20 protein-coding genes are annotated in these 17,801 nt (G+C 66.7%); 5 read left to right on the top strand and 15 right to left on the bottom strand.

Features of this window, described 5'->3' with window-relative positions; translation table 11 throughout:
* Positions 1–23: 23 nt before the first annotated feature.
* The 4 genes from QOL57_RS09300 to QOL57_RS09315 form a co-directional block, all read right to left on the bottom strand.
* Positions 24–1,433, bottom strand: coding sequence for an efflux transporter outer membrane subunit (locus tag QOL57_RS09300; RefSeq protein ID WP_089236814.1), 1,410 nt, complete (start codon positions 1,431–1,433; stop codon positions 24–26).
* Positions 1,430–2,512, bottom strand: coding sequence for an HlyD family secretion protein (locus QOL57_RS09305; protein ID WP_089236816.1), 1,083 nt, complete (start codon positions 2,510–2,512; stop codon positions 1,430–1,432). The genes QOL57_RS09300 and QOL57_RS09305 overlap by 4 nt, the downstream gene beginning before the upstream one ends.
* Before the next feature lie 21 nt (positions 2,513–2,533).
* A complete protein-coding gene (locus tag QOL57_RS09310; RefSeq protein ID WP_089236817.1) occupies positions 2,534–4,063 on the bottom strand; it encodes an MFS transporter in 1,530 nt (509 codons plus the stop codon).
* A 154-nt stretch (positions 4,064–4,217) separates the two neighbouring features.
* Positions 4,218–5,135 (bottom strand): LysR family transcriptional regulator, encoded by a 918-nt coding sequence (locus QOL57_RS09315; RefSeq protein WP_089236819.1) that lies wholly within the window; start codon positions 5,133–5,135, stop codon positions 4,218–4,220.
* A gap of 141 nt (positions 5,136–5,276) precedes the next feature.
* Here QOL57_RS09315 and QOL57_RS09320 point away from each other — a divergent pair, with 141 nt between their 5' ends.
* Positions 5,277–5,717, top strand: a complete 441-nt coding sequence (locus QOL57_RS09320; RefSeq protein ID WP_089238102.1) for a universal stress protein — start codon at positions 5,277–5,279, stop codon at positions 5,715–5,717.
* Positions 5,718–5,728: 11 nt separating this feature from the next.
* Positions 5,729–6,199, top strand: a complete 471-nt coding sequence (locus QOL57_RS09325; RefSeq protein ID WP_089236821.1) for a hypothetical protein — start codon at positions 5,729–5,731, stop codon at positions 6,197–6,199.
* Positions 6,200–6,240: 41 nt separating this feature from the next.
* Here QOL57_RS09325 and QOL57_RS09330 read toward each other — a convergent pair whose 3' ends face one another.
* From QOL57_RS09330 to QOL57_RS09355, 6 genes are all read right to left on the bottom strand, one after another.
* The gene (locus QOL57_RS09330; RefSeq protein ID WP_089236823.1) at positions 6,241–7,686 is read right to left on the bottom strand and encodes a GGDEF domain-containing protein; all 1,446 of its coding nucleotides are present in this window, start codon (positions 7,684–7,686) and stop codon (positions 6,241–6,243) included.
* Positions 7,687–7,870: 184 nt separating this feature from the next.
* Positions 7,871–8,701 carry an S-formylglutathione hydrolase gene (gene fghA / locus QOL57_RS09335; RefSeq protein ID WP_089236825.1) on the bottom strand — a complete coding sequence of 277 codons (831 nt, stop codon included), beginning with the start codon at positions 8,699–8,701 and terminating at the stop codon, positions 7,871–7,873.
* Positions 8,702–8,763: 62 nt separating this feature from the next.
* On the bottom strand, positions 8,764–9,123 hold the full coding sequence (locus QOL57_RS09340; protein ID WP_089236827.1) for a YqcC family protein: 360 nt from the start codon (positions 9,121–9,123) through the stop codon (positions 8,764–8,766).
* An 8-nt stretch (positions 9,124–9,131) separates the two neighbouring features.
* Positions 9,132–10,241: an S-(hydroxymethyl)glutathione dehydrogenase/class III alcohol dehydrogenase gene (locus QOL57_RS09345; protein ID WP_089238104.1), complete on the bottom strand. Its 1,110-nt coding sequence runs from the start codon at positions 10,239–10,241 to the stop codon at positions 9,132–9,134.
* 62 nt (positions 10,242–10,303) lie between these two features.
* A complete protein-coding gene (locus tag QOL57_RS09350; protein ID WP_049461844.1) occupies positions 10,304–10,579 on the bottom strand; it encodes a metal/formaldehyde-sensitive transcriptional repressor in 276 nt (91 codons plus the stop codon).
* Positions 10,580–10,635: 56 nt separating this feature from the next.
* A complete protein-coding gene (locus QOL57_RS09355) occupies positions 10,636–11,544 on the bottom strand; it encodes a LysR family transcriptional regulator (protein WP_089236829.1) in 909 nt (302 codons plus the stop codon).
* Positions 11,545–11,675: 131 nt separating this feature from the next.
* On the opposite strand from QOL57_RS09355, the gene QOL57_RS09360 reads away from it, so the two are divergent.
* On the top strand, positions 11,676–12,779 hold the full coding sequence (locus tag QOL57_RS09360; RefSeq protein ID WP_089236831.1) for an alkene reductase: 1,104 nt from the start codon (positions 11,676–11,678) through the stop codon (positions 12,777–12,779).
* A 46-nt stretch (positions 12,780–12,825) separates the two neighbouring features.
* Here the strand turns inward: QOL57_RS09360 and QOL57_RS09365 are convergent, their stop codons facing one another.
* Together QOL57_RS09365 and QOL57_RS09370 are read right to left on the bottom strand one after the other, a co-directional pair.
* On the bottom strand, positions 12,826–13,395 hold the full coding sequence (locus QOL57_RS09365; protein ID WP_089236833.1) for a hypothetical protein: 570 nt from the start codon (positions 13,393–13,395) through the stop codon (positions 12,826–12,828).
* A gap of 40 nt (positions 13,396–13,435) precedes the next feature.
* Positions 13,436–14,113, bottom strand: a complete 678-nt coding sequence (locus QOL57_RS09370; RefSeq protein ID WP_100309797.1) for a hypothetical protein — start codon at positions 14,111–14,113, stop codon at positions 13,436–13,438.
* Positions 14,114–14,126: 13 nt separating this feature from the next.
* On the opposite strand from QOL57_RS09370, the gene QOL57_RS09375 reads away from it, so the two are divergent.
* A complete protein-coding gene (locus tag QOL57_RS09375) occupies positions 14,127–14,543 on the top strand; it encodes a VOC family protein (protein ID WP_089236837.1) in 417 nt (138 codons plus the stop codon).
* Positions 14,544–14,552: 9 nt separating this feature from the next.
* Here QOL57_RS09375 and QOL57_RS09380 read toward each other — a convergent pair whose 3' ends face one another.
* Positions 14,553–15,248 carry a hydrolase gene (locus QOL57_RS09380; protein WP_089236839.1) on the bottom strand — a complete coding sequence of 232 codons (696 nt, stop codon included), beginning with the start codon at positions 15,246–15,248 and terminating at the stop codon, positions 14,553–14,555.
* A gap of 75 nt (positions 15,249–15,323) precedes the next feature.
* Between QOL57_RS09380 and QOL57_RS09385 the strand changes: the two genes are divergently transcribed.
* Positions 15,324–15,986, top strand: coding sequence for a TetR/AcrR family transcriptional regulator (locus QOL57_RS09385; RefSeq protein ID WP_089236841.1), 663 nt, complete (start codon positions 15,324–15,326; stop codon positions 15,984–15,986).
* Positions 15,987–16,008: 22 nt separating this feature from the next.
* On the opposite strand, the gene QOL57_RS09390 is transcribed toward QOL57_RS09385, so the two are convergent.
* Positions 16,009–16,680, bottom strand: coding sequence for an SMI1/KNR4 family protein (locus QOL57_RS09390; protein WP_089236843.1), 672 nt, complete (start codon positions 16,678–16,680; stop codon positions 16,009–16,011).
* A gap of 164 nt (positions 16,681–16,844) precedes the next feature.
* Positions 16,845–17,729 carry a LysR family transcriptional regulator gene (locus QOL57_RS09395; RefSeq protein ID WP_089236845.1) on the bottom strand — a complete coding sequence of 295 codons (885 nt, stop codon included), beginning with the start codon at positions 17,727–17,729 and terminating at the stop codon, positions 16,845–16,847.
* Positions 17,730–17,801: the final 72 nt, after the last annotated feature.

Here is a 17,801-nt window from a genome sequence, read left to right on the forward strand (position 1 = left end):
GCCGGCACTACCCATCCTGCGGCCTACCAACCGCCGCCCAGCGCGCGATACAACTGCACGCGCGCAATTGCGGCTGTGGCCTGGCTGTTGGCCAGCGCGGCCTGATTGTCCAGCGCGATGCGTTGCGTGCTCAATACATCCAGCATGTCGACCACGCCTGCCTGGTACTGCCGACGCGCAGCGCCCAGCGCCGTCTCGCTCTCATCCACCGCCACATGCAGCTGCGCGGTGCGTTGCTGTTCGGCGGCATAACCGTCGATGGCGTCGTCCACTTCATGCCAGGCCTGCAGCACGGTACGGCGGAACTGCAGCGCCGACTGTTGCTGCTGCAGCCTGCTCAACGCCAGGTTGGCCTTCAGGCGTCCGCCCTGGAAGATGGGCAGGCTGATCGACGGCCCGATGCTGAAGCGGTGGGCATTCCAGCCATCCAGGTCATCCAGCTGCCTGGCCTGGAAACCGGCATCGCCATTCAAGGTGATGCGCGGCAGGAAGCTGGCTTTGGCCACGCCGATGCCAGCCGTGGCTGCATGCAACGCAGCCTCGGCACGGCGGACATCGGGGCGACGCTCGGCCAGCTCACTGGGCACGCCCACGGCGACGGTCGGCAACGCAGGCCAGTCGCGGCGCGCGTTCTGCAACTGCGCGTCCAACGTCTGCGGTGGCTGCGCCAGCAGGAACGCCAGAGCATTGCGCAGTTGTGATTCGCGATGCCGCAACGGCGCGATGCGCGCCTGCAACGATGCCACCTGTGCCGCCGCACTGGACACCTGCAACGTGCTGGCCACGCCCTGGCGTTGGCGCGCTTCGGTCAACCGCTTGATGTCGTGGGCGATGCTGAGGTTGTCCTCGGTGATGGCCAGCAGCTGGCGTGTTGCGCGCAACTGCAGGTAATCGCGCGCGGTTTCCGCCAGCAGCGCGATACGCACCGCGTGTGCATCTTCCTCGGCCATCTGCACGCGTGCGTCGGCGGCTTCTACCTGACGGCGTACGCGGCCCCACAGATCCAGTTCCCAGCTCATGCCGATGCCGGCCTGGAACAACCCATAGTCATCACGACCGCCATTGCCGGACGGATCGTTCAGGCCTACCTCGCTGTTGCGCGCGCGCGCGCCGCTGGCGGTGGCGCTGACGCTGGGCAGGCGTTCGGCAGCGGTGATGCCCCGCGCGGCGCGGCTCTGCTGCACGCGGTTGGCGGCCAGCTGCAGGTCGAGATTGGCCTGCAGCACCTGCGTCGCCAATTGCCCCAGCAGCGGGTCATCAAAACCGGACCACCAGCGGGCGTCGTCATCCAGCGCAGCTGACGCCACCGCTTCGCCCTGCCAGTGCGTGGGCAGTTCGGCCTGCGGGCGCACGAAGTCCGGGCCCAGCGTGCAGGCGGCCAGCGCCGTGCACAGTACCGCTGCAGCCAGTACACGTGGGAATACGCGGATCATGCGCCCTCCCCGCCCTTGCGGCGCTGCTCGTGCTGCGCACTCTGCACCCGCTGCGGGCTCTGCAGATCCACGCTGGCTTCCACCGACATGCCGGCACGCAGCTGGCCCAGCAAGGCCTGCCCGGGCTCCAGCACGATCTTCACCGGAATGCGCTGCACCACCTTGGTGAAGTTGCCGGTCGCGTTCTCCGGTGCAATCGCGGCGAACGTCACGCCGGTGGCTGGTGCGATGCTGTCGATATGGCCACGCAGCGGCGTGCCGGGGAACACGTCCACCGTCAGCTCAACCTGCTGCTCCGGCTGCATGCGGGTCATCTGCGTTTCCTGGAAGTTGGCGACCACGAAGGCGCGCTGCAGCGGCACCACCGCGGCCACCGGCGTGCCCGGGGTCAGGTAGGCACCGACGCGCACTGCGCGGCGCCCGACCATGCCGTCGATCGGTGCGCGCAGCTCGGTGTGCGACAGATCCAGCTCGGCGCGTGCCTGCGCGGCTTCGGCACGCTGCACGGCCGCCTGCGCGGCCTGCACCCCGGCAGTGAGGATGTCGGTGCGCTGGCGCGCGGTCGACAGTGCGGCCTGCCCCTGTTGCAGGTGCGCATTGGCCACGGCCTGCTTCGACTGCGCCTGCTGTGCGTTCTGCACGGTACCGGCACCGTCGCGGGCCAGCTCGCGGTAACGCTGCTGGTCGGCGCTGGCCAGGGTCAGTTCGGAGCGACTGACATCCACGCTCGCCCTGGCCTGTTCGATCAGCGAGCCCTGCTGTGCCAGCGCTGCTTGAGCGTTGCTGAGCTGCGCACGTGCGTTGGCCAGGTCGGCGCGGGCGGCCAGCAACGCGACCTGGTAGTCACGGTCATCGATGCGGGCCAGCACGTCACCGGCTTTCACCGCTTGGTTGTCTTCCACCTCCACCGCGCTGACGAAGCCGGCGATCTTGGGTGCGACCACTGTGTAATCGGCGACCACATAGGCGTTGTTGGTGGTCTGGTGGCGGCCATCGCGCAGCAGCAGCCATGCGGCGCCGGCCAGCACCAGCACGCCCAGGCCGAGGCCGGCGTTGAGATACGTTCTATTGATTGTCATGAGGGGTTCCTGCGAAGGGAATCAGGCCACGGCACGTGGCGGATGGATGCGGGTGGGCATCCAGGCAATGAGGGGAATGAAGGCCAGCGCGACCAACGCGACCAGCAGGTAGAGATCGGCCGAGGTCAATGCCTGCACCTGCGCATGCAGGCGCGCGCCGAGTTGCGGCCCATCGGCCAGCCACGGCTGTTCGCCGAGGCGGTCGACCAGCACGGTGGAATGGAAATGTCGGCGTCCCTGCGCGACCGCTTCAAGCACGCCGCTGGCCAGTACTGCGGCAAAACCCTTCACCGTGTTGAACCACGCCGAGGCGAAGGGGCCGTCCTGTGGCGCAAGGCCACCGGTGGCCAGCATCAGCAGCGGCAGTACCGCCATCGGCTGCGCAAACACCTGCAGCAACTGCACCCACAGGAAGTTGTCGCGGATCCAGCTCACGTCCAGATGTGCGCCCAGCCAGCAGGCCAGCGCCAGCAGCGCCAGGCCGGTGGCCTGCACCCAACGGCAGTCGATCGCGCGGATGTTCAGCAATGCGGCTACCAGCGGCAGCGCGATTACCTGCGGCACGGCCACCCACAGCAGCATCGGCGCGGTCTGTTGCGGCCGATAGCCCTGCACGCTGGCGAGGAAGCCGGAGGGAATGGAGATCACCGCCAGCAGCACGAACAGCACGCCACCGAGAGTGATCAGCGAATAGCTGAGGTTGCGGTTGGCCAGCAGCTGCAGCTTGAAGAACGGCAACGGATGGAACCACTCGTTGACCATGAAAAGCACCAGCAGGCCCGCGCCGCCTCCCAGCATCAGCGTGATCAATGACGAGTCGAACCAGTTCAAGCGCGGGCCCTGCACCAGGCCCAGTACCAGCAGCACCAGCGCCGGCAGGCCGAGCATCAGGCCGACGCCATCGAACTGTGCGAAGCGCTCCAGGCGCAGGGGATCCTGTGGCAGGCCCCAGCCGACCATCGCCATCGCTGCCAGGCAGTACGGCACGATCTGCCAGAACGCCCAGTGCCAGCCCACCTGCTCCACCCAGAACGCGGCCAGCGGGGTGCCCATGCTCGGCCCGAAGGTGGCGGTCAGTGCGTAGGCGGCCAGGCCGTACAGCTTGATGCCCGGCGGCAGGAAGCGCAGCGCCACGCTCATCAGCAGCGGCGGCAACGCGCCACCGCACAGGCCCTGCAACGCGCGCAGCACCAGAAAGGTCGGCAGGTTGGGTGCCAGCGGGCACAGCACGCCCAGCACCATGAACCCGCCGATCATCGCCAACGCGAAGCGGCGCAGCGAGAAGGTGGCGGCGCACCACGGTGCGAACGCCATCGCGCTGACCGACATCGCGCTGTACAGCGCCACGATCCAGCTGCCTTCATCGACGCTGAAACCCATCGCACCGCGGATGTCGGCCAGTGCGACCTTGGTGACGTTCTCGTTGAAGCCCGACACCAGCACCGCCAGCAGCACACCGCACAGCCCTACCAGGATGCGCCGGTCGAGCCCAGGTGCAGCGACGGGACGGGACGCTGCCGGCGCCGGCAGTACGGCGGCAGGCGTGCTCACTGCCGGCTGCCGATCCGTGCAGTGCACGGCATATGTGGAGTCATTGGATTGCGCTCAGTGAAACTATCGGGAGCGCAGTCTAGAAAGGCCGTTGCCTGTGAAAAATGGCGTGTCCGGCATCGCAGGCGTGCGTCCGGCGCACGCCTGCAGGCGATCAGCGGCGGGCCGCCTCGACTGAATCGCACATCACCTTGATCGCCCGCCGCAGCCACTGGTGCGCAGGGTCGTTGTCCATGCGCGGGTGCCATGCCTGCACCAGTGCCACGGTGCGTACCGGCACCGGCAGCGGGAACATGCGCAGCGGCAGGCCCATGTGGGTGATGCGGTCAAGCATCACGCTCGGCATCTGCGGCAGTACCAGGTCTGAATCAGCAGCAGCGAAGATCGCACCGTGGAAGGTGGGAATGACTACCGCTACCCGTCGCTGCAGGCCGAGCACGGCCAGTTCCTCGTCGATCGGGCCGTGCGCCAGCCCGCGCCGGGACACGGCGATGTGGTCGCAGGCCGCGAAGCGCTCGGCACTGATGTCACCGTCGAACAGCGGATGGTCCTCGCGCGCGGCGCCCAGCAGCGAAGTGGTGAACAGATGCTGCACCTTGGTTTCCGGGCTGTGCTTGCCCGCCGTACTGATGTACAGGTCGATCCGCCCCTGCACCATCGCATCGTCATCGGTATCGCCCTCGGGCACGAAGCGCAGCATGCAACGCGGCGCCTGCTGGCGGAACACCTCGCGCAGGCGGCCGCCATAGCTGCCGATGAACACATCGTTGGCGCGCACGCTGAACGTGCGTTCCAGGGTGGCCATGTCGACCTCGCGGCCGGCATTGAACACGCGGTGTGCCTGCTCGATCACATCGCGCACCTGCTCACGCAGTTCCAGCGCGCGGGGTGTGGGAGCAAGCCCACGGCCGGCGCGCACCAGCACCGGATCGCCCAGCGCCACCCGCACCCGGCCGAGGGTACGGCTCATCGCCGGCGCACTGAGGTTCATCCGCCGCGCGGCGGCGGCCACGCTGCATTCGTCGATCAGCACATCCAGTGCCAGCAACAGGTTCAGGTCCGGCAGGGGCATGACAGTCTCCCGTAAATGCGATGACTCTACTGCAATCCAAACCAGCCAGAGTTGCGTCCTGCGCACGCATTGACTGCGGCGCACGGCATGGGTGCGCGCGACGACATGCGCGACCATCACCGCCCTGCAAAGGAGCTTTTCATGTTCAACACCCTGCTGGTCGCGCTTGATGGCGGCCCCCAGCACGACCGCGTGCTGGACCTCGCCGCCGCCATGGCTGGCCCTCGCAGCCGTCTGCACCTGCTGTGCGTGCTCGACCCCGAATTCGCACTGGCAGCAGATTCCAGCGATGCCGACCGCCGCGAATATCCCGCCGCCGCCCGGCAGCAGGCGCATGCCGAAGCCGTGCTTGCCGACGCCCTGGCCGAGCTGCGCGAGCGCGGCGTGGACGCCATCGCACAACTACCGTCCGGCGACCCGGGCGAAGTGATCAGCGCGCAGGCGCGCCGCCTGCAGTGCGATCTGATCATCATCGGCCACCGCCACCTGTCACGTCTGCAGCGTCTGTTCGAGCCCTCGGTCGGGCAATGGACCATCGACCACGCGCCCTGCCCGGTGCTGGTGGAAACGCGCGATCCCTAGGTACTCCCGGCATGGCCTCACGTTCCCCTGTATTTCCCACCCGCGTGAGTTATCGCGCCTTCGGCCGTCAGTTCAGTCGCGGCGAACAAGCCCTGCTGGCTGCACTGCGGCAACTGGGCGACCCTGCGCTGCAGGCCGAGGGCCTGCTGCAACTGGCCGCCCTGGGCCTGGATGCCGAAGGGCGCGACGCCTTCCGTGAACTGCTGCCATTGCTGGCCACGCCGCATGCACCGATCGAGCTGCTGCCGGCCGGGTCGCCGTTCATTTCCGCCAGCGAACTGGACCTGCTGGTCTGTCTGCTGCGCATTGCGCAATGGCGGCACGCACGCCCACGCGAGGACGATGTGCTGGCGCCGCTGCGTCGCCAACTGGCATGTTGTGCGACGGCGGTGCACGCCACGCCGTTGATATTGCGGCAACGGTCGCTGTCACCAGTGGGCCTGCGCCTGCTGGATCCGGCCGGATGGCTGCGTCAGCGCTGATCGGCCGCGCACCTTCCTGCCGCGGCGGTAGTCCAGGCGTGCTAACAGTCCAGCGTGTCGTGCGCACCCCCGTGGTCGTCCAGCACGTGCGCGTGCAGGATCACCCGGTTGCGGCCTGCACGCTTGGCCGCGTACAGGCCCGCATCGGCATCGGCCAGCAACTGTTCGGCGCTGGCCAGCGCCGGCGGATGCAGGTAGCCCACACCCACGCTGATGCTGACCGGGCCTTCCGGCAGCGGCAATGCTTCCACCGCCTCGCGCAGACGCTCGGCCAGTGCCAGCACACCCGACAGCGGGCTGCCGGGCACGATCACTGCGAACTCCTCACCGCCATAGCGCGCCACGCTGTCGGCCGCGCGCCCGGCGGTGGCCTGCAGCACCGCAGCCACCGCCTGCAGGCAGCGGTCGCCGGCGGGATGACCGTGCTGGTCGTTGAATGCCTTGAAATGGTCGATATCCACCAGCAGCAACGCCATCTCGCTGCCGCTGCGGCGCGCACGGTTCCATTCGGCCAGCAGCAGCGTATCGAACTGACGGCGATTGGCTACGCCGGTCAGGCCATCCTGCCGCGCCAGCTGATCAAGACCCGCCTGCCGTTCCAGCAGGTCGATCTGCAGCAGGGTGCTGCGGAGGCCGAAGCCCAGTGTCGCCACCACGAAGCCGGTCACCGCCAAAGGCCGCGCATGATCCACCACCAGGGTGCCGACCACCAGCAGCAGCAAGGGCAGGATGATCGGTCCGCCCGCCTGCACCAATCGCAGCAGGCGGGGATGCAGCACGAAGCCCGGCGCAGGTGCCTGGCGCAGCGCCAGTACCGCCAGCAGCAGGAACGGCAGGTCGATCAACAGATCGTTGTAGGCGCCGAACGACTGTTCGGAGGTGTAGTGATTGATGTAGAACGCCAGCAGCAGATAGCTCAGTGCGTACAGCGCCAGCGCGCGGTAGAAGCTGCGCCGTTCAGGCGCGTCGCCGGCGACCCAGCGCACCACCGCGAAGCCGGCGATGCACAGGTTCTGGATGTCGAACATGCGCTGCATGTGGGCCATCGCCTGGTCATCGATATCGATACGGTCGGCAAAGGACTGGGTATGCACGAAGAACAGCACGCCCAGCAGCGCGGCCATCACGCCGTCGATCAGGCTGATCATCCGGCGTTCGCGACGGGCGCGGGCCAGGATGAACACCAGTGGCACGCCGTACAGCACATACAACAGCAGGCTGGCGCGCGGGGTGATGTCGGACCGTCCGGCCCCCAGGGCGTCGGCCATGTTGAAGGCCATGCCACCGGCCCAGAGCAGCAGCGCCATTGCCGTGGCCCGCCAGCCCAGTGCAGCGCGGTCGCGCTGGCCGCGCCACAGGCAGGCCGCGGCGGCCAGCAGAGGCGCCGCGGTCAGGAACACGAACGATCCCCCACCGGCCGTACCCGGCCAGAACGCCACGACCACGCCATGGCAGATCACGAACATCAGCGCCAGCACAACCAGCATGCATCCCCCATGCGCAAGGCCGTATGGCGGCACGATAGCGCGCCGCCACGCCACAGCGGCGTGATCCACTGCAGCAAACTGGACTGTTCCTGCACCGCCCGGTAGTGCCGGCCGCTGGCCGGCACTCCCAGGAAAGCCCGGGGCCGCAGGTTGCCGGCCAGCGGCCGGCACTACCGGCAAACCGTCAGGCGTATAGGGCGCGGGCGTGGTGGGCGATGTGCTCGCCGATGAAGCTGGCGATGAAGTAATAGCTGTGGTCGTAGCCGGGCTGCAGGCGCAGGCTCAGCGGATGGCCGGCGGCATCGCAGGCCTGCTGCAGGCGCTGCGGCTGCAGCTGGGTGTGCAGGAACTCATCGCCCTCGCCTTGATCGACCAGCAGCGCCAGGCGCTCTCCGGCGTTGGTCACAAGCTGGCAGGCATCCCACTGCGCCCAGTCGGCCGGGTTGTCACCGAGGTAGGCGGTGAACGCCTTCTGTCCCCACGGCACGTGACTGGGCGCAACGATCGGCGAGAACGCCGACACGCTGCGGTAACGGCCCGGGTTGCGCAGCGCGATCACCAGTGCACCGTGGCCGCCCATCGAATGGCCGCTGATCGCGCGCGCATCGGTAGCCGGGAAGTTCGCTTCAATCAGCGCCGGCAGTTCCTGCGCGACGTAGTCGTGCATGCGGTAGTGCTTCGCCCACGGCGCACGGGTGGCGTTGAGATAGAAGCCCGCGCCCTTGCCCAGGTCATAGCCCTCGGCATCGGCCACGTCATCGCCGCGCGGACTGGTGTCCGGGGCGACGATGATCACGCCGTGCTCGGCTGCATAACGCTGCGCACCGGCCTTGGTGATGAAATTCTGCTCGGTGCAGGTCAACCCGCTCAGCCAGTACAGCACCGGCAGCTTCTGGCTGGCGGCCTGCGGCGGCAGGTATACGGCGAACTGCATGTCGCAGCCCAGCGTGGTGGAGTGATGGCGATAGACGTCCTGCCAACCGCCGGCACAGGCGCGGTGTTCGATACGTTCCATGATGTTCTCCTCCGCGGCGCGTCAGCGCACGCGTGCTCTGGTAGATGCCGACCTTGGTCGGCTTATCCACGCACGGCGTGGATGCCTTTGTTGATCAGTTCGTCCAGCTGCGCCAGCAAGCGCAGCAACGGCTCGACGCCAGGCTGGCCATCAAGATTGCGATACGCCACCGCTGCCACGTTGCTGCGCGGCGGCCACTGGCCATCAGCGCGGGCCTCGTGCAGACGCGGCAGGAATACCTGCCCCAGCCACTGCTCGAACGGCATGCCATCGTCGCTGCCGAAGGCCGAGGTCACCGCACGCGGTGGCCCCACTTCACCCACGACCCAGCCCAGCGCGCGCAGCGCCTGCTCGATCGGGGCCACCAGGGCCGCGCGCGGGTCTTCCGCACGCGGCCGGCGCAGGGCATCCAGCCAGCCCATGACACGCCTCAGTAATGGACCACCGAACGAATCGACTTGCCTTCATGCATCAGCTCGAAAGCTTCGTTGATCTTGTCCAGGTCCATGGTGTGGGTGACGAACGGCGCCAGCTCGATATCGCCCTTCATCGCGTCTTCGACCATGCCCGGCAGCTGGCTGCGACCCTTCACGCCGCCAAACGCGGTACCCATCCACTTGCGGCCGGTGACCAGCTGGAACGGGCGGGTGGAGATCTCCTGACCCGAACCCGCTACGCCGATCACCACGCTCTGGCCCCAGCCACGGTGCGCGCATTCCAGCGCCGCACGCATCACGTTGACGTTGCCGATGCACTCGAAGCTGTGGTCCACGCCCCAGGTGGTCATTTCAACAATGACCTGCTGGATCGGCTTGTCATGATCCTTCGGGTTGATGCAGTCGGTGGCACCGAATTCGCGGGCCAGCTCAAACTTGGACGGGTTGGTATCCACCGCGATGATGCGGCCGGCCTTGGCCTGGCGCGCCCCCTGGATCACCGCCAGGCCGATACCGCCGAGGCCGAACACCGCCACGCTGTCGCCTTCCTGCACCTTGGCGGTGTTGTGCACCGCGCCGATGCCGGTGGTGACGCCACAGCCGAGCAGGCAGACATGCTCCGGATTCGCGTCCGGGTTGATCTTCGCCAGCGACACCTCGGCAACGACGGTGTATTCGCTGAAGGTCGAGCAGCCCATGTAGTGGTAGATCGGCTCGCCGTTGTAGCTGAAGCGGCTGGTGCCATCGGGCATCACGCCCTTGCCCTGGGTGGCACGCACGGACACGCACAGGTTGGTCTTGCCGCTCTTGCAGAACAGGCATTCACCACACTCGGCGGTGTACAGCGGAATCACGTGGTCGCCCGGCTTCACGCTGGTCACGCCCTCGCCCACTTCCACCACGATGCCGGCGCCTTCATGGCCCAGCACCACCGGGAACAGGCCTTCCGGATCATCGCCGGACAGGGTGAACGCATCGGTGTGGCAGACACCGGTGTGGGTGATCTTGACCAGCACTTCGCCCTGCTTCGGCGGGGCGACGTCGATCTCGACGATCTGCAGCGGCTGGCCGGGACCAAAGGCGACGGCGGCACGGGATTTCATGATGGCACTCTCCAAAAAGGCTTGCGGAAAACAGGATGCGCGGCGCTGTGTCGCGCCGTCGTTCATTTCAGGTACGAGCGGATCAATGCGCTCATGTCGCGCACGCGTTCGGCGCGTTGTTCATCGGAGGCGGCGGGCTGGCCGAACTCCTCGCGCAGGTGCGCTTCCATCACTTCGGACATCAGGCCGTTGACCGCACCACGGATGGCGGCGATCTGCTGCAGCACCGGCCCGCAATCGGCGCCGGCTTCCAGCGCGCGGTCCAGCGCATCGCACTGGCCGCGGATGCGGCGCACGCGGGCGAGAACCTTCTTTTTTTCTTCGAGGGAGTGCGGCATGACGGGCCAGCCTCGGAACTATACTGGGGGATAGTATACAGAAACCAATTCATACCTCAATCAAACACGCCCTGACCCGCCAACCGGGTCAACTCCTCCACTACATAGCGCACCTTCGGCCGCAGGTGCCGCGTCTGCGGCCACAGCGCGTGAATGTCCACGTGGTGCTGCATGCAGTGATCGAGCACCGACTGCAGCGCGCCGGACTCAAGATGCCGGCGCACCAGCGATACCGGCATCTGGCAGATGCCCAGGCCAGCCAGCGCGCCTTCGATCACCGCATCGCCATCATTGAGCTGGTAGGTGCCGCTGGGAATGAACACACCCTGGGTGCCCGCATCGCCCATCCGCCAGGCTACGGGTTGTCCATGGCGGTAGCCGACGATGCTGCGGTGTGCATGTAGATCGTCAATGGTCCGTGGCGTGCCGTGCGCCTGCAGGTAGCCCGGCGCGGCGCAGGTCACCAGCCGCTGGCTGGCCAGCTTGCGTGCGACCAGGTGCTCGGCGTGGTGCAGGCCGCCGAAGCGGATCAGCAGGTCGATGCCTTCCTCCAGCGGATCGACGAAGTGATCGGTGAAGGTCATCGTCAACTGCAGGTCCGGATACTGCTGGCACATTTTCAGCAGCACCGGAAGTAGCACCAGCCGACCGAACGAGGACGGCATGTCGATGCGCAGGCGGCCGCTCGGCAGATGCGCAGCCGAGCCCAGGCAGGCTTCGGCTGCCGCGATTTCATCCAGCGCCGCAGCGCAGGAGGCGTAGTAGGCCTCGCCATCGGTGGTAAGCGCGATGCGCCGGGTGGTGCGATGGAACAGGCGCACCCCCAGCCGCGCTTCCAGCCGGGCGATGGCCTTGCCGACCGCCGAGCGGGAGATGCCCAGCGCGTCGGCCGCCTCGGTGAAGGTGGCCGAGCGCGCCGTGGTGACGAAGGTCACCAGGCCATTCAACGATTCGACGGGGAGCATCGGCAGGCTCGCTCATTGGGGACAGATAGTCCCGCTTGACGGGAAATTTACCGCCTTTATGCGCCCGCATGTCAACTCCATCATGGTGTTGTCGCGCCGTTGGCGCCCTCCCCCGTTCCGAGATGACTGACATGACCGCCCCCCTGTTCCGCCCGTTCGACCTCGCTGGACTGCCCCTGCACAACCGCATCGCGATGGCGCCGATGACCCGCGCCCGCAACCCCGGCGCCGTCGCCAATGCACTGACCGCGCAGTACTACCGGCAGCGCGCCAGCGCCGGTCTGATCATCAGCGAAGGCACGCCGGTGTCGGCGCAGGGCCAGGGCTACATCGACGTGCCCGGCATCTGGTCCGCTGAACAGGTTGCCGGCTGGAAGCTTGTCACCGACGCCGTACACGCTGCGCAGGGCGCGATCTTCGCCCAGCTGTGGCACGTCGGACGCATGTCACACACCTCGCTGCAGCCCGACGGCGGCCAGCCGGTGAGCGCCGGTACGCGGGCGGTGGCGAGCGATCCGAAGAACACCTCGTTCGTGTATCTGGACGACGGCAGCCGTGGCCATGCCGATCCGACGCCGCCGCGCGCACTGTGCACCGACGAAGTGCCGGGTATCGTCAGCGACTTCGTACGCGGCGCTGAAAATGCCATCGCTGCCGGCTTCGATGGCATCGAACTGCATGCTGCCAACGGCTACCTGTTCGAGCAGTTCCTCAACCCGATCACCAATGATCGGCACGATCTCTACGGCGGTTCACTACGCAACCGCGCACGGCTGATCCTGGACACCGTCGATGCGATGGCGCAGCGGATCGGTGCACAGCGGATCGGCGTGCGCCTGGCGCCGAACAGCCAGACTTTCGACATGCCGGCCTATGCAGAGAACGAAGCCACCTATCTTTATCTGGCCGAAGAGCTTGGCAAGCGCGGGTTGGCGTATGTGCATCTGAACGACAACTACCTGCGCGGCGTGCCAGTCATCGGCGAGGCGTTCCTGAGGACCTTCAAGGAGACCTACGGCGGCACCGTGATCCTCGCCGGTGGTCTCACCCGTGAGCGTGCTCTGCGACTGGTCGAGGACGGCATCATTGATCTGGCCGCGTTTGGCCAGCCGTTCATCGCCAACCCGGATCTGGTCGAGCGCCTGCAGCGCGATGTGCCGCTGGCCGTTCCGGATCGCAGCACCTATTACGGCGGTGGCGTCGAAGGCTACCTCGACTACCCGCTCGCACAGTAGATCCACGCCATGCGTGGATGCGATGCGCTCCTCGCCACCGAGCACATCAGAGTGCTTTCTCCACCTTGGTCGAGTCCGAATCAAAGGTCAGCACCCGGGTGCTGATCTCCCCCTTGGCTGAATCCTTGCGACTCAGTTCAAGCCGCCCCTGGTTGCCCTGTGCAATCAGGCTGGCAGCGAAGCTGCCTTCATTGGACAGCGCGGTGATCACGGCCGTGCCATCGGCCGCGACCTTCATACCCGCCCGATCGCGCACCTTGTAACCCACGCCAACTGGCGCATCCAGCGCCATCACCGCGGCGCCGTTGGCCATGGTGCCGATGCCCCCACGTTCATCGCCCATGGCGTCATAGATCGTCAGCCCCGCCGCACGCGAGTTTCGCGGGATGTCATCGGCGTCCTCGGCAATCTGCACCCGCATGCGCCCTTCGCTGTCGAGCACGGTCAGCTTGTAGGTGCGGAGCTCGGGCACCACGCTGACATCGGGCGTAGCGACGCTTGTCCCGATCAGCGCCAGCGATGCACCCAGCACGAGCATCGATGCTGCCAGCAGATTCCCGCGACGGACCCTGCGCTCAAGTCTTTCCAGGCGTACGGCCACATTCTGCTCATGCATGTTGCACTCCTTGTTGTTTGTACGATTGTTGCGACATCGATCAGGGTCGACCTGAAGATGTCGTACTGTCGCCATCCAGGGTGATCACCCGCGTGGAGGCGCTGCCCTCCACAAAGCCCACACGGCTCAGTTCCAGCCGCCCTTCTGCGTCCTTCGCGGCAAGGCTGGCGGCGAACCCTCCCGCGTTGGACAGAACACCGACAAACGCCGAGCCGTCCGCTCCTACCTTCATTCCGGCTCGATCGGACACCCGGTAGCCGACGCCGCGAGGCGCATCCAGGGCGACGGTCGCACTGCCAAGGTCATCGGTGACCACGCCGCCGCGCTCCTGTTCATTGCCATCAAAGATGATCAGCCCCGCTACCCGTGCGTTGCGCTTGATGTCCAGGTCCGGGGCATCCTCGCCGATCTCCACGCGCTTACGTCCTTCGCGGTCGAGCACGATCAGCCGCTGCGTGCGGATCTCCGGGACGATGCCGGATTCCGGTCTGGCAAGGCCGAAGTCGGCCATCGCCATCGAGATCCCAAGCACGAACATGGCCGCTGCCCGCAGAGGCCACTGACCGACCTGCCGCTCCAGAACTCGCAACCGCACTTCCACTTCCAGGTCCTGCATGGAATCCTCCATGGCATCCAGGCCACCTTCGAAACACCCGGCCGGCACCCCGATACGGGACTGCAGTGCGATGCTAGACGTCACATCCATGCCCAACAACATGACGAAAGTCCCGATGGACCTCATCACCGCCTCCTTCATCGTCAACCTCGACGTCCCCGACATCACCACCGCCGCAGCCTTCTACACCCGGGCCTTCGCCCTGCACACCGGCCGCCGCCTGGGCGCCGGCGCGCTGGAACTGCTCGGTGGTCCCGCGCCGCTTTATCTGCTGCAGAACGACGCGGGCAGTACAGCGACCGAAGACGGCAATGTGCGCGATTACGAGCGACATTGGACGCCCGTGCATCTGGACTGGGTGGTCGCTGACATCGACGCTGCGCTTGCCCGCGCCGTTGCGGCTGGGGCCACCCTCGAACAGGCCGTGCGCGAACACAGCTGGGGAAGGATCGCCGTGCTGGCCGATCCCTTCGGCCATGGCTTCTGCCTGATCCAGTTCAGCGATGCAGGCTATGACGCCCTGCTGGCGTAGCACGCGGGTTCACCACGGCAACGGCACCGCCTCGCCATTCGCGCGTTCGCCGTAATACAGCGACGGCAGCAGCCGCGACAGGAAACTGAACTCGGTATAGCAGTGCTTGAGCAGTCCCAGGCCGATCGCATCGCTGGCGTCGCGCTGCGGATCTTTGCTGTCCAGGCCAAGCACGAAGCGACTGCGCAGCACGCAGCCGAACGGCGTATCGCGGGCGACGTGCAGCATCTGGCCGTCGCAGGGATCACCGTGCGCATCCAGCCGAACGTGATCACCAAAACCGATGCGCGCGGCGATCACCGCCGAGACATCGCCGGCATCCTGCGCCGCCTGCAGACGCTCGGGTGTCAGCAACGTGCGCGGATCGTGGAACTTCAGCCGTGCCGCCACCGGCGGAATGTCGGCCAGCGATTCCACCGCATGGATGCTGGCGCCATGGTAACTGCGCCCACGCTGCCAGGCCGCGTCCCAGCCACGATGCTCGACATGGTCCAGCGGGTGCCACCAGCGAATGTGCTGGGTGGTCTCGAAGAAGGTGAACCACCAGTCCAGCATGCGGCCCTTGCAGCCATGCAGATCGGTGCGCACTGCGACCAGCAGGGTGCCGTCTTCGCGACGCTGGATGCCGGTTTCCAGGTGCATCGGCGCCGGGTCGAGGAGATCGTGGTGGTCCAGCCAGGCGTGAGCGTTGGCGACGGTGTCCATGGTGAATCCTTGGGGAGGTGAAGTCCGGACAATACGGAAACGCACTTCGTTTCACAATTATCGAAATGCGCTAGAATGCGCGCAATGACCGCTACCGCCCCGCCCGATCCGATCGCTCCACCCCGTCGCCGCGGGCGTCCCGCACGGCCAGAGGCCGACGTCCGCCATGCCGTGCTGCAGGCGACGCTGGATCTGCTGCTGGCGCAGGGGTACGAAGCGACCACCATCGAAGCAGTCGCCGCGCATGCCGGCGTGGCCAAGAAGACGGTGTACCGGCATGCCGGCAACCGCGACGAGCTGGTGGGCCTGGCGGTGCGCGAGTGGACCGATGGCTTCGCACCGCAGCTGCAGCGTGATGCCCGCCACGCCGATGACGTGCTGCCGCTGCTGCACGATATCCTGCAGGCGGTGTGCGCGCAGGCATTGTCAGCGCAGGCGGTGCGGGTGTTCCGGCTGTTGACCACCGACTTTCCGGGCAAGGATGCGCTGCTGCGGGCCTACCTCGACAACGGCATCGGTCGCGGGCGCGCACTGCTGGCCGATTGGCTGGCGCGGCAGCAGCAACGTGGCCTGCTGCGCGCCGGTGATCCAGAACGGATGGCACGTCTGGTGCTGTCCATGGCCGTGGCAGAACCTCTGCGCGAACGCGCCATCGGCGTGGTAGCCGAGGACGCATCGGTGGATGCGCATCTGCGTGATTGCCTGCACCTGATGGAACCGATGCTGCAGGCTGCGTAGCGTGGCTTCGTATCCATGCCGTTCAATCCCGTACGTACGGCATTCTGCTGTCCATCCGCTCAAAGCCGATCAGCGGCTTCAGCAATGCCTGTACGTCCTCTTCACTGATGCCACCGCCGGCAATGTCATCCACGCGCGCGAACAGCGCTTCCAGCGCAGCCACCTGATCCCCACGCAACCAACCGCGATGAGTGGACAGCCAGGCCTGCAGGTTCGCACCGATATCGCCTTCCGACAGCAGCGAATCATCTTCCTCCAGTTCAACCACCGCTTCGGCCATCTTGCGGAACAGGAAATCCTGGAGGTTCGCCGCCACCAGGTCGGCGCGATCATCGTCGTGCCAGACCAGCAGTACCGGCGGCTCAGCGAAGCCTGGTGCGTTGGTCCAGAAGCAATAGTTGTCGCCGGCGCCGGTGCGTGCGAACGGCAGCAGCTTCAGGTCTTCACGCACCGGGTTGTAGTGATCTTCGGCAGTCAGGTCTTCCCAGGCCGCGCGCAGTTCATTGGGCTCGATCGGTTCGTACTCGCTCGCGTACAACAGCACCGGCGGCTGTGCCTGTAGCTGTGGGAACACCTCACGGTACCAGCGCGGCCCCTGTTCGCCCCAGCTGAAGTGGTTGCCTGCGACGAGCTGGTGGAACAGCGGCGGAAAGGCTTGGCTGGAGGCCTGTTCGAGATCGGCGAGCGTGCTCATGGACGTCCTTGTTGGATGAGGGTGGTTACCTTAGCGCGCGCCTGCACCATCCACGCATGGCGTGGATCTACTGCGGAACGGCATCCACACATGGCGGGGGTCAAAATGAGCATGCGGCGATGGTCAGTAGATCCACGCCATGCGTGGATGCGACCCACTGCGATTCATTCGCGCAACATGTCCACGAACGCGCGCAACGCACCGGGCATCTGCCGCTGCTTCGGGTAATACAGCGCAAACCCGGCGAATGGTTCGCTCCAGTCTTCCAGCACCGCCACCAGCCGCCCATCGTCCAGGTACGGGCGCGCGGTGTCTTCCAGCACATAGGCCAGGCCGATGCCATCGAGCACCGCGCCAACGACGGTGCCCTGCTCGCACAGCGTCAGCCGGCCCGGTACGTCGATCTCCAGTGTCTGGCCCTCGCGCTCGAACTGCCACTTGTACAGATGGCCGCTGGCGAAGCGGAAGCGCACGCACTCATGCGCGGCCAGGTCGCGCGGATGCTGCGGTGCCGGCCGGCGCCGCAGGTACTCGGGCGAACCGACGATCAAGCCGCGCAGCGGCGGCCCCATCGGCACCGCCACCATGTCCTCGGGCACGAACTCGTGCAGGCGCACGCCGGCGTCGTAACCCTCGGCGACGATGTCGACCAGGCCATCGTTCTCGGTCAGCTCCACCCGTACATCCGGATGCGCGTGCAGGAAACGCGCCAGCCGTGGCCCCAACTGGGTTGCCACCGCCGCCCGCGTCGCGTTGATCCGCAGCAGGCCTGCCGGAACGGCGCGGAAGTGATTCATTTCCTCCAGTGCATCGTGCACCTGGCCCAGCGCCGGCTGCAGGCGCTCCAGCAGACGTTGGCCTGCCTCGGTCAGCGCCACGCTGCGGGTGGTGCGGTGGAACAGGCCCACCCCCAACCGTTCCTCCAGCGCGCGGATCGCATAGCTCACCGCCGAGGTCGACAGGGCCAGTTCGGCACCGGCGCGGCGGAAACTGCGGTGGCGGGCGACCGCAGCGAAGGCGGCCAGGTGGGTCAGGTTGTCAGTGGCCATGATTGTGCAGTCTGCCTTGATGAATCATGCCGATGTATACGCTTCTTACCCCGAGGTACGGAGCGTATTGTA

It is taken from the genome of Stenotrophomonas sp. yr243, from assembly GCF_900184195.1.
In the GTDB taxonomy this organism is placed as follows: domain Bacteria; phylum Pseudomonadota; class Gammaproteobacteria; order Xanthomonadales; family Xanthomonadaceae; genus Stenotrophomonas; species Stenotrophomonas lactitubi.

Excerpts from the sequence above, each read along its gene's own strand:
- QOL57_RS09300 (WP_089236814.1), bottom strand. The coding sequence starts at position 1,433 with ATGATCCGCGTATTCCCACGTGTACTGGCTGCAGCGGTACTGTGCACG.
- QOL57_RS09305 (WP_089236816.1), bottom strand. The coding sequence starts at position 2,512 with ATGACAATCAATAGAACGTATCTCAACGCCGGCCTCGGCCTGGGCGTG.
- QOL57_RS09315 (WP_089236819.1), bottom strand. The coding sequence starts at position 5,135 with ATGCCCCTGCCGGACCTGAACCTGTTGCTGGCACTGGATGTGCTGATC.
- QOL57_RS09320 (WP_089238102.1), top strand. The coding sequence starts at position 5,277 with ATGTTCAACACCCTGCTGGTCGCGCTTGATGGCGGCCCCCAGCACGAC.
- QOL57_RS09325 (WP_089236821.1), top strand. The coding sequence starts at position 5,729 with ATGGCCTCACGTTCCCCTGTATTTCCCACCCGCGTGAGTTATCGCGCC.
- QOL57_RS09330 (WP_089236823.1), bottom strand. The coding sequence starts at position 7,686 with ATGCTGGTTGTGCTGGCGCTGATGTTCGTGATCTGCCATGGCGTGGTC.
- fghA (WP_089236825.1), bottom strand. The coding sequence starts at position 8,701 with ATGGAACGTATCGAACACCGCGCCTGTGCCGGCGGTTGGCAGGACGTC.
- QOL57_RS09340 (WP_089236827.1), bottom strand. The coding sequence starts at position 9,123 with ATGGGCTGGCTGGATGCCCTGCGCCGGCCGCGTGCGGAAGACCCGCGC.
- QOL57_RS09345 (WP_089238104.1), bottom strand. The coding sequence starts at position 10,241 with ATGAAATCCCGTGCCGCCGTCGCCTTTGGTCCCGGCCAGCCGCTGCAG.
- QOL57_RS09350 (WP_049461844.1), bottom strand. The coding sequence starts at position 10,579 with ATGCCGCACTCCCTCGAAGAAAAAAAGAAGGTTCTCGCCCGCGTGCGC.
- QOL57_RS09355 (WP_089236829.1), bottom strand. The coding sequence starts at position 11,544 with ATGCTCCCCGTCGAATCGTTGAATGGCCTGGTGACCTTCGTCACCACG.
- QOL57_RS09360 (WP_089236831.1), top strand. The coding sequence starts at position 11,676 with ATGACCGCCCCCCTGTTCCGCCCGTTCGACCTCGCTGGACTGCCCCTG.
- QOL57_RS09365 (WP_089236833.1), bottom strand. The coding sequence starts at position 13,395 with ATGCATGAGCAGAATGTGGCCGTACGCCTGGAAAGACTTGAGCGCAGG.
- QOL57_RS09370 (WP_100309797.1), bottom strand. The coding sequence starts at position 14,113 with ATGTTGTTGGGCATGGATGTGACGTCTAGCATCGCACTGCAGTCCCGT.
- QOL57_RS09375 (WP_089236837.1), top strand. The coding sequence starts at position 14,127 with ATGGACCTCATCACCGCCTCCTTCATCGTCAACCTCGACGTCCCCGAC.
- QOL57_RS09380 (WP_089236839.1), bottom strand. The coding sequence starts at position 15,248 with ATGGACACCGTCGCCAACGCTCACGCCTGGCTGGACCACCACGATCTC.
- QOL57_RS09385 (WP_089236841.1), top strand. The coding sequence starts at position 15,324 with ATGCGCGCAATGACCGCTACCGCCCCGCCCGATCCGATCGCTCCACCC.
- QOL57_RS09390 (WP_089236843.1), bottom strand. The coding sequence starts at position 16,680 with ATGAGCACGCTCGCCGATCTCGAACAGGCCTCCAGCCAAGCCTTTCCG.
- QOL57_RS09395 (WP_089236845.1), bottom strand. The coding sequence starts at position 17,729 with ATGGCCACTGACAACCTGACCCACCTGGCCGCCTTCGCTGCGGTCGCC.